The 9,943-nt window shown below is 55.2% G+C and carries 9 protein-coding genes; all 9 read right to left on the reverse strand.

From position 1 onward, the window contains the following. Window positions 1-40 precede the first annotated feature (40 nt). A complete protein-coding gene (locus tag RBB47_RS19330; RefSeq protein WP_305987510.1) occupies window positions 41-922 on the reverse strand; it encodes a hypothetical protein in 882 nt (293 codons plus the stop codon). Window positions 923-989: 67 nt separating this feature from the next. Continuing rightward, complete coding sequence (locus RBB47_RS19335; protein ID WP_305987511.1) at window positions 990-2,030, reverse strand: glycosyltransferase family 2 protein; 1,041 nt, start codon at window positions 2,028-2,030, stop codon at window positions 990-992. Between the two features lie 35 nt (window positions 2,031-2,065). After that, window positions 2,066-3,841, reverse strand: coding sequence for a glycosyltransferase family 39 protein (locus RBB47_RS19340; RefSeq protein ID WP_305987512.1), 1,776 nt, complete (start codon window positions 3,839-3,841; stop codon window positions 2,066-2,068). 174 nt (window positions 3,842-4,015) lie between these two features. Next, complete coding sequence (locus tag RBB47_RS19345; RefSeq protein ID WP_305987513.1) at window positions 4,016-4,375, reverse strand: AzlD domain-containing protein; 360 nt, start codon at window positions 4,373-4,375, stop codon at window positions 4,016-4,018. Then, complete coding sequence (locus RBB47_RS19350; protein ID WP_305987514.1) at window positions 4,372-5,133, reverse strand: AzlC family ABC transporter permease; 762 nt, start codon at window positions 5,131-5,133, stop codon at window positions 4,372-4,374. The genes RBB47_RS19345 and RBB47_RS19350 overlap by 4 nt, the downstream gene beginning before the upstream one ends. Window positions 5,134-5,209: 76 nt before the next feature. Continuing rightward, window positions 5,210-5,914 (reverse strand): SDR family oxidoreductase, encoded by a 705-nt coding sequence (locus RBB47_RS19355; RefSeq protein WP_305987515.1) that lies wholly within the window; start codon window positions 5,912-5,914, stop codon window positions 5,210-5,212. A gap of 166 nt (window positions 5,915-6,080) precedes the next feature. Further along, on the reverse strand, window positions 6,081-8,528 hold the full coding sequence (gene clpA, locus RBB47_RS19360) for an ATP-dependent Clp protease ATP-binding subunit ClpA (RefSeq protein ID WP_305987516.1): 2,448 nt from the start codon (window positions 8,526-8,528) through the stop codon (window positions 6,081-6,083). A gap of 12 nt (window positions 8,529-8,540) precedes the next feature. Further along, the gene (gene clpS, locus RBB47_RS19365; RefSeq protein ID WP_305987517.1) at window positions 8,541-8,873 is read right to left on the reverse strand and encodes an ATP-dependent Clp protease adapter ClpS; all 333 of its coding nucleotides are present in this window, start codon (window positions 8,871-8,873) and stop codon (window positions 8,541-8,543) included. A 401-nt stretch (window positions 8,874-9,274) separates the two neighbouring features. After that, on the reverse strand, window positions 9,275-9,607 hold the full coding sequence (locus tag RBB47_RS19370) for a phasin family protein (protein ID WP_305987518.1): 333 nt from the start codon (window positions 9,605-9,607) through the stop codon (window positions 9,275-9,277). Window positions 9,608-9,943: the final 336 nt, after the last annotated feature.

Here is a 9,943-nt window from a genome sequence, read left to right on the forward strand (position 1 = left end):
TGGTTCCGGTTCGACCACCGGACGCGACAATGCCCTGACGCTAGACATTCTGAGCGTCTCTGCCTTGAAACGAAAAGAGCAGCGCATAAGTCACCGACGCGTTGAGAAACAGAGCGACAATCCGGTTTAGCGCTACCGCAACAAAAGCCGCAGCGGGCAAGGTCTGTGTCGTCGTGGCCATGAGGGCTGCGATGCTCTCACTAATGCCGAGACCACCTGGCGCAATCGAAGATGCTGATCCGGCAATAATTGCGAATGAAAATACAAAGCTTTCCACAAAGGCGACCGGCAGCGACAGGACTGCAAAGGCAAAAAACATCCGGACAGCCATCAGTCCCAATCCTGCAAACCTGAGCGCCAGGCTTAGGAACGCAATTCTTGGGCCCGATACATAGGTCAGCCAGCTGACCGACAGCGTTGCCATGACGAAACCGCCGGCGGCGAACAACCATCCGATCGGACCATTGCTTGGAATGCTGAGCCCGGCTGCAAATGCGGCGCAGGAAATCCACAACAGGGCATTGGCAAGGACAATTCCGGTGGAACGGGCAACTGTCGCGCCTTCATTGACCAACGCAGCGCCTCGGACCATTGCACCGCCCGGAAGTGGGAGGATTTCGGCTGTCTGTGCAATACACGACACACGAAAGCTCTTCCCAAAAGGCATCGGCACACCTGCTGCACGCGCAGTCAGCATCATGCTGACGGCGCCGTAGACAAGGCTCAAAGGACCCATGAGGAAAAGCAGCGCTGCAAAAGGACCGAACTCGATGTCCGCAAAACCGATATCCAGCCGGCTGAGGGAATAGATCCCTCCGCCCACGAACAAAATGGCACCGAATGCCAGCAAAGGCAGGCGCCATTTTCGCGAGGGCGCATAGGCTCGAATTGACGCCAAAGAGCTTTCAAGCAGCGAATTCATCGTTAGCGCCCTGCTCCATCCGAACGGCCGTCCATCCATGCCCGCGAAACCTTAATTTGCCGGCACTTCAGGCCATTGGCAGTTTTCGACCGACATTTGCATTGATTTCATTCAGCTCGTTCAAGATCTTCTGCCGATCGACCTTCTGCTCCTTGTGGGACATCTTGTCGAGCTCACCTTCAATATGGGTAACCTTGACCAACAGGATCTCAATGAGCTTTCTGTTGAAGTTGATCAGATCGGCAACCATGCCGATAAGGATGGTCGCGCCGCCCATGATCACCAGACTTGCGCCCAGGACAATCGACTGAATATGGCCCGCACCGTCCCCTGACAGATAGAAATAGAGAAAGCGCCCGATCGGAACGGCGCCGGCAACCAGCAAGAGCAAGCCTATCACCGAGAAGACGCGCAAAGGCTTGTACATCGTATAGGAGCGCACGAGCGTTGCTCCCGACATTCTCAGAAATTGCGGAATGCTCTTGAACAATCGGGATTCGCGCGTCTTGGCGTTTGTACGAATTGGTGCCGAAACAACCTTCAAACGCTTGGAGCTTGCCTGCACCAGCATCTCGATCGTGTAGCTGAAATCGGTCACGATATTGATCTGGATTGCAGCATGCCTCGAAATGGCACGAAAACCGCTCACGGCATCGGTTATATCAAGTCCGGTTATCTTGCGGATCAGGAAACTGCCCAACACCTGAAGCCGACGCTTGAATATCGAAAAATGCGGATTGGTCATACCTCCGCGGTCTCCGACAACAATTTCCGCTTCGCCATCGATAATCGGACGGATCAGCTTTGCAATGTCACCACCGAAATACTGATTGTCGCCGTCAGTGTTGACGATGATGTCCGCCCCACGCTTCAGCGAGGCTTCCATGCCAGTCCTAAAGGTACGCGCCAAGCCCTTGTTGCCGGTGTGGGTCACGATGTGGTCGACACCCAGCTCTCGTGCCAGTTCGACAGTACGGTCTGAGGACCCATCGTCGATGATCATTATCTCAACGTCATCAATGCCGTCGAATTCCCGAGGGATGTCCCGGATCGTGGCTGCCAGGTTTTCTTCTTCGTTGAAACACGGGATCTGTATGATGAGCTTCATAGAGCTGCCTTTGCATTCGCCTGGCGTCAATCCGTTCAAAACCCGAAGAAGATTGGTGTTGTCGGAGCCGGATAGTCAGGCATGTAAAGGTGCTTGCCCCAGCGCAGAACCGCTTCATTCGTCTGATCGGTGCTACGGACTATATGCTCGCCCCGGTTAAGAAAAATTTGATTGCCGGGCCGCAAGAGGACGCCGTCGATCGTGACAGGACCATTTGCTTCCAGCGTATACGTGCCTTCAATCAGCAAATCCAATTTGATAACCGGCTCGCCGCCGGGGAACAGGAGCTGTTTCCCCGCCACGTAGATGTTGCCCCAGTGATGGACATAATTGGATTTCAGGGCCTCGATATCCTGCGGCAACAAACTTGAGTTTGACGAGCTGTCAAATGCGCTGCGTTTCCCCTCAAGGTCCAAGGCGGTCGTGTTCGCGATCAGGAACTTGGGTTGTTCGTTCCGGATAATGTCACCCATGACCGGAACACCTTTGGCGTGATAATTTTCAAATCCCCAACTGCTCATGAAGAACCCGTGCTTCGGAAAAGAAGCGATCATCGAGTTCCGGTCTAAATAACCAACCGGTTCGTCGAACATCTTGTGAATGGTTTCAATGGTCGCAATCTGCGTTGCTGGCGTGCGGTCCCAATTTCGCCAGACGTTTTGTGCGACTTGCACGGAAAAAAAGACAAGAAGGATCGTGATAATACGCCCGAAGCGATCTCTGTCAAAAGCACTTGAAAGGACGAAACTAACCGAAACGGAGGCCAATACCGCGACAGGCGCCAGCATAAAGGCGTAGTAGTAAGGAAAGGCGTTCCTATAGAAGAGCAAGGTCAGAAGAGGACTGGCGAACAGGACCAACGCCAGCCATTTTTTTCGCTCGCCAGCAGGCCCGGCAAAGGTGTTTCGAAGAGCCAGAGCCAGGCCGAAAGCGACCGCCATCACAATCACAATGTTCTCCAGAACGGCTCGCAAAAACGAGAACGATCTTGGAAAAAACTCCGAGTCCAGAATCGTTTTCTGGAAACTCTGCTTTAACATCGCCCCACCATTCACGCTCGTGCCAGGCGCAAGAAGCGACTTGTGCCACAAATAGAGGGCTCCGAACGTTGCCAGGGCACCTGCGACCGCGACCGCAATTGCGATAAGCGACCTGCCCCGCTGATCGGATCGGATGCTTTCGACAAGCATGACCGCCCCGATCATCAGCGCCAGAAAAATCGACTTGATTGTGATCAGCCCCGCAACGCCAATCAGGACGCCGGCCAAAAGAAACCACGCCATGCGCCATTGAAAGCAAATCGCGATGTAAAGCGCGGCCATCAGCGTGAAGGTTGCGAATGGATCGGAGCGAAAGCTCGCGGAATGATCCATTACAAAGCTGAAGGCACAGTAGCAGGCAACAGCAGCAAGCGCGGGTATGGTGTGCGTGTACTTCCTGCTTATGGCAAAAATGAAATACAGATTGAAGCAATGCAGCAGATAGGTGACCAGCCGCCCCAGCAATATCTGCGTCGGCTCCAGCGCATCCAATGATGTAAGCCAACCAAACAGGTGCACGTGGAAGGTTTGAAAGGATCTGCTCAGGTTGCCTGCCTTGTACTCGTAAACCTGAGAAAGATAATAAAACTCGTCCCAGTTCATGTCGGTCCTGAAAACAAACAGGAACTGCAGCCCGAGCGTCACCGCAATTGCTGCAATCAGGACGTAGACGAGGCTTTTCTCAAACGTACCGTCATAGGCCGAAGTCCGTGTGGTTTGTGAACCGGCAAGGAGTTCGTCGTCGGAGCTGACAGATCGCGGCGGGAACATTATGGATATTCGCCTTCCCGTGAAGGTGACAAAAACTGCAAAACTTCCCGGGATCCTCGCAAAAGAGTATTGTTCAAGCGTTAAATGGGCCTGGTAGGTCACAGGACTTGGCAGAACATCTGGCTAGAAGCTTTGCGCTGAGACCGGTTCGCACGCGGAACGCCGAGCAGACCTTCAGAGCACGTCAAGCAACATCCAGCCGCCGATCAGAAAAGCTTCGGCAGCCAGCACGCCAACAATGACTTTCTGGCGAGACAGGAAGAATGCGGCAAAACCGGCACATGTTGCAGCGATCCGCAGCCACATCGGTGTGTCGCCGAGGATCCCTTGAGGAAACAGGATCAGCTTGGATATGAGTCCGGCAACGAGCGCAGTTGCAACGCAGCGCACCCATATCAGCAACTCACTGTCTTCCCGCAACCTGCCGCTAGCAAATACCCCGATCCAGCGCCACACATCGGTGGCAAGCCAACCGGCGACGAGGATCATGACATAGGGCCACCACCAGGTTTCGTACAGAAGGCCATCCGTCATGACAGGCCTCCGCGCAGCACGCGCATACCCAGGTAAGCAACGGTGCCGCCAATCAGGCCAGTCCACAACAGATCAAGTCCGGGCAGATACAAAAAGAAGACAGGCCCAAGCGCCAGTCCGACCACCATGGCAGCCTTGTCGACGTTAAGGCGCGCAGCCCCCCAAAGTGAGCACAGAAAGTAGACCGGGGTCAGAAGTACCAAAGCCCCTGCAACCACATCCGGCATTCGCTCTACGATCAGGTAGGCAATCCCCGTCATGCAGAACACGAACGTCGTCACCGAGGCACCAAAGCCTGTGAAGAAGGGAAGACGGGCTTCTCGCGGCAGATCGGGCAGATTGCGCATGGCAAACACCCACGCGGTCACGGCCACAAAATGGGAGGCGACCAGCAGATGCCAGTTCTTTGTTCTCCCGGGAATCTTGACCATGGGCATCAGCGCCATTGTCATCGGCATCAGGCGAACGGAAGCGAGCGCAACGGCAATGGCGGCCGGGATCAGTCCCATGCCGGACGACAATGCACCGGTCAGAACAACAATAGACGGCAACGCCCAGATGAAGCCGGTCATCAATAGCGTTTCCGCAAGCGTCAGGCCCGTTTCCCGCGCCAGTCCGGCGAAACCGACAAAGGCGGCCGTCAGGATCAACGCCGGGATTGAGATGGCCGCGCGCGCTCCCAGTAGGAACCACTCGCGGTCACTCTTTGGCGGATCTTCAGGCGCATTCGTTTGCGCGGTCCCTTTGGGAACGGTCATTTGAACTGGACTCAAGACGTCAGATAATAAGGCAGCCTTACATTTTTCCGGAGTTTCTGTCCAGTACGCTCAAGTGTCAAACCGATCGCGTCAGCCCGCCATCTATCCGGATGTTCTGTCCTGTAACATAGGCGGCTGCGCCGCTTGCCAGATAGGAGATCAGACCGGAGACTTCATCGGAGCGACCATAGCGTCCCATGGGGATGCGTTCGCGCCGGTCTTCCTTTTCCGGAAGGCTGTCAATGAACCCCGGCAAGACGTTGTTCATGCGCACGTTGGCTGCCGCAAATTTGTCTGAAAAAAGCTTCGTGAAACTGGCCAGTCCGGCGCGGAAAACCCCAGAGGTTGGAAACATGGGGTCCGGCTCGAACGTGGCGAAGGTGGATAAATTGATGATCGTGCCACCACCCTGATCGGCCATCACCGGCGCGACGAGGCGGCTCGGACGGATGACGTTCATCAGATAAAAGTCCATGCCGCGATGCCAGTCTTCGTCCGATATTTCCAGAATGTCACCCTTGGGTCCGTGGCCCGCAGAGTTCACCAGAACATCAATTCTACCATAGGCCTGCATGGTTTTATCAACAAATGACTTCAAGTCAGATGGTTCCAGGTTCGACCCGGTGAACCCGAAACCGCCGAGCTCTTCTGCCAACACCTCTCCTTTGCCGGAGGAAGACAGGATCGCGACCTTCATGCCATCGGCGGCAAGACGACGGGCAGCATCCGCGCCCATTCCGGATCCGCCTGCGGTGATCATTGCGACTTTCTGTTCCGACATTTTTTGGCTCCTTCTGTGTTGCTCTGAAATTAGGAACACGCGAACCGCGTAACAAACAAATTTGTCGAATGGATTTGATGAATGGCTTGAATGCTTGGGGCAATACACGGCAACAAAAAACCCCGGACCGTGGTCCGGGGTTCTTTTGTTTGCCGGGTGGGTCGGATCAATCCGCCAGCGGCACCTTCGGAACAAGACTCTTCTTGGAAGATCCACCCTTGTTGCCACCGGACGACTTTGTCGGCTTTGCCGCTGCCTTGGCAGCGGGCTTGCGGCGGCGCTTCGGCTTGGGTTTGGCTTCGGTCTTCGCCTTGGGTTTGGGTGGCGTTGCCCGCTCCTCGACACTTTCGAGCAACAGGCCATTGCCGTCCTCTGAGACCGACACCTTGACCATTCCACCTTTTTTGAGCTTGCCGAACAGAACTTCGTCCGCAAGCGGCCGTTTGATATGTTCCTGAATGATCCGGCCAAGCGGCCGGGCACCCATTCGGCTGTCGTAACCCTTGGTCGCCAGCCACTTCACCGCATCATCGGTCAGCTCAAAAGTGACGTTCCGGTCCGCCAGCTGAACCTCAAGCTGCATGACGAACTTCTCGACCACCTTGTAGACCACTTCCATCGGCAGGTTGCCGAACGGAATGATGGCATCGAGGCGGTTGCGGAACTCCGGCGTGAACAGCTTGTTGATCGCCTCGGTGTCGTCCCCTTCCCGCTTCACGCGGTTAAAGCCGACCGGCATCTTGGCCATATCGGACGCACCCGCATTGGTCGTCATGATCAGGATGACATTGCGGAAGTCGACCTGCTTGCCGTTGTGGTCGGTCAGCTTGCCGTGGTCCATCACCTGCAGCAGAATATTGAAGAGATCCGGATGGGCCTTTTCAATTTCATCAAGCAACAGTACGCAATGGGGGTGCTGGTCGACGCCGTCCGTCAACAAGCCGCCCTGGTCAAAGCCGACATAACCTGGAGGCGCGCCGATCAGGCGGGACACAGTGTGCCGCTCCATATATTCAGACATGTCGAACCGGATCAGCTCAACACCGAGCGACGATGCCAGCTGGCGCGCAACCTCGGTTTTACCGACGCCCGTCGGTCCTGAGAACAAATAGCTGCCGATCGGCTTGTCCGGCTCGCGCAGACCGGCTCTCGCAAGCTTGATCGCTGATGCCAGGGTTTCGATGGCCGAGTCCTGACCGTAGACGACCCGCTTCAGGTCCTTACCAAGATTTTCCAGAACCTCAGCGTCATCCTTGGACACAGACTTCGGCGGAATCCGCGCCATGGTCGCGATGGTGTTCTCGATTTCTTTCACACCGATCGTTTTCCGGCGACGCGCTTCCGGCACCAGCATCTGCGATGCGCCGGTTTCGTCCAGAACGTCGATAGCCTTGTCCGGAAGCTTCCGGTCGGAAATGTATTTCGCCGACAGCTCCACAGCCGTCTTGATGGCGTCATTGGTATAGCGGACCTTATGGAAGTCTTCGAAATAGGGCTTCAGACCCTTCAGGATATCGATCGCATCCGGGATCGTCGGCTCGTTGACGTCGATCTTCTGGAAACGGCGGACGAGCGCCCGGTCCTTTTCGAAGAACTGCCGGTATTCCTTGTAAGTTGTCGACCCGATGCACCGGATTGCACCCGACGCAAGAGCCGGCTTGAGAAGGTTTGACGCATCCATCGCCCCGCCGGAAGTCGCTCCGGCGCCAATCACGGTGTGGATCTCATCGATGAACATCACCGCTCCGGGATAGTCCTCGATTTCCTTGACCACTTGCTTCAGCCGTTCTTCGAAATCGCCCCGGTAGCGCGTACCGGCAAGAAGCGATCCCATGTCGAGGGAGAAGATTGTTGCGTCTTTCAGGACATCCGGCACATCGCCGTTGACGATGCGATGGGCAAGACCTTCCGCAATTGCGGTTTTGCCGACACCCGGATCGCCAACGAAGAGCGGGTTGTTCTTGGACCGGCGGCACAGGATCTGGATTGTGCGCTGGATCTCGCTGTCGCGCCCGATAAGCGGGTCGATCTTGCCCCCCTCAGCCTTTTCGTTGAGGTTGACACAATAAGCTTCAAGCGCGTCTGTTTTCTGGTTGGACTTCTTGTCTCCTTCCGAGCCTGGAAGAATGTCCTCTTCGTCTGCTCCCTCGACCGGCCGCGCCTCGGACATGCCGGGCCGCTTCGCAATGCCGTGGGAAATGTAGTTGACCGCGTCGTAGCGCGTCATGTCCTGATCTTGCAGGAAATAGGCGGCATGGCTTTCGCGCTCGGCAAAGATCGCCACGAGCACGTTGGCCCCGGTCACCTCTTCCCGCCCGGAGGATTGAACATGGATTACCGCGCGCTGGATGACCCGCTGGAATCCTGCCGTTGGTTTTGAATCGTCATCACTGTCCGTGACAAGGTTGTCCAGCTCAGTCTCGATATACTCGAGCAGATTGCGCCGGATCGTATCCAGGTCCACGTTGCAGGCCCTCATGACGGCGGCGGCATCCTGATCGTCCAGCAGCGCCAGCAAGAGATGTTCTAGCGTGGCGTATTCCTGCTGGCGCTCATTTGCGAATGCCAGTGCCTGGTGAAGGGCTTTTTCTAGACTGCGTGAGAAGGAAGGCACGTGCGTTGGTCCTCACTTTTTTTCCATGACGCATTGCAGAGGATGCTGGTGCTTGCGCGCAAAGTCCATAACTTGAGTGACTTTTGTTTCCGCGACTTCGTAGGAATACACTCCGCATTCCCCGACACCGTGATGATGAACATGGAGCATGATGCGCGTCGCCTCTTCCCGATTCTTCTGGAAGAAGTTTTCGACGACGTGAATGACAAACTCCATCGGCGTGTAGTCATCGTTCAACAGCAGCACGCGGTAAAGATTCGGCCGTTTGGTGACCGTTTTTGTCCGGGTAGCGACAACCGTTCCGGCGTCACCACCGTCATTGTCATAATCTGAGCCCGCCGACATTGCCGTAACTATCGCCTCTAACACTCCGGCTCACGCCGGTCTTCATTTTCCGGAGCGGCCAGCACATGCCGGCCATTCCGCTTATTGGAACCGCAGGATCGACCCCTGCGGGTTTCTCATCTTCACTGGTAATCCTGCCGCGCAAGCCGCGCTCGCGCAATGGTCGATTTCATCAAGTTTCAGGTGAACGTCCTGCTTGTGACACAAGCGTGACCGTTACACGGGAATGTAGGTGCCTGAATTATGATTAAAAGATGCGGACGGAACGCAATTCCGTGTGCGAACGAAGTGATCCCTTCCACACGGCCAATTTCCGAGCATTTCTGTGTATATACGAAAAAACCCGGCTCAATGGAGCCGGGTTTTGAACAATCGCAGGCAAACTGCGGGATTGTTTCGGGTTACTTAGCCATTTTGCCAAGAACGCCTTCGTAAGGCTTGTAGGCGTCTTTGGACATGTCGGTGACCATTTCACCGAGCTTGGTCATTTCGCCAACGAAACCTTCGTAAGTGTTTTTGACGTAGTCAGCCTGTGCTTCGAAAGCTTTGTCGAGAGACTTGGAAGCGACCAGCTTCTCTACAGCTGCCGTGCCTTCTTCGAAGGACTTCTTCTGATAGTCAGCGACTTCAGCGGCAATCGCCTGGAAGCCCTTGCTCATGGAGCCGAACGATTCCATGGCCATGTCCATGTTGTCTTTGCTCAGCTTCTGGAGATCTTCAAAGTTGTTCATCATTTCACTGCCCTTATCCGGCGGACCGGGTCCTAGAGCCTGCATCTTCGGCCCAATAAGGCTGCCGGCGCGCGCATCGCGTTACCTACGGGAACTCGTCGTAATGCACTGCACAATAAGTGTCAAGGTGATTTTGCATTGCAAAAACAACCATTACGAGAAATTAATCCAACTAATCGAAGATCGCGAAATTTGCCCGCTGGTCCGTCATGTTGCGCCGCACACCAACCTCAAATTTCGACGCTAAAGGCACCCCGAGTTGTTTCATGCAGTTTGGTGGAATTTTCGTCATATCTCCAAGTAAAAATAAGTCAAAATCTTGGATTTAGGAATCGATTC

Source organism: Roseibium sp. MMSF_3544 (genome assembly GCF_030732845.1).
Classification (GTDB): domain Bacteria; phylum Pseudomonadota; class Alphaproteobacteria; order Rhizobiales; family Stappiaceae; genus Roseibium.

Bases quoted from the DNA above. Each gene is read 5' to 3' on its own strand.
- RBB47_RS19370 (WP_305987518.1), bottom strand. From the start codon at position 9,607: ATGATGAACAACTTTGAAGATCTCCAGAAGCTGAGCAAAGACAACATG.
- RBB47_RS19330 (WP_305987510.1), bottom strand. From the start codon at position 922: ATGAATTCGCTGCTTGAAAGCTCTTTGGCGTCAATTCGAGCCTATGCG.
- RBB47_RS19350 (WP_305987514.1), bottom strand. From the start codon at position 5,133: ATGACCGTTCCCAAAGGGACCGCGCAAACGAATGCGCCTGAAGATCCG.
- RBB47_RS19345 (WP_305987513.1), bottom strand. From the start codon at position 4,375: ATGACGGATGGCCTTCTGTACGAAACCTGGTGGTGGCCCTATGTCATG.
- RBB47_RS19335 (WP_305987511.1), bottom strand. From the start codon at position 2,030: ATGAAGCTCATCATACAGATCCCGTGTTTCAACGAAGAAGAAAACCTG.
- RBB47_RS19340 (WP_305987512.1), bottom strand. From the start codon at position 3,841: ATGTTCCCGCCGCGATCTGTCAGCTCCGACGACGAACTCCTTGCCGGT.
- RBB47_RS19355 (WP_305987515.1), bottom strand. From the start codon at position 5,914: ATGTCGGAACAGAAAGTCGCAATGATCACCGCAGGCGGATCCGGAATG.
- clpS (WP_305987517.1), bottom strand. From the start codon at position 8,873: ATGTCGGCGGGCTCAGATTATGACAATGACGGTGGTGACGCCGGAACG.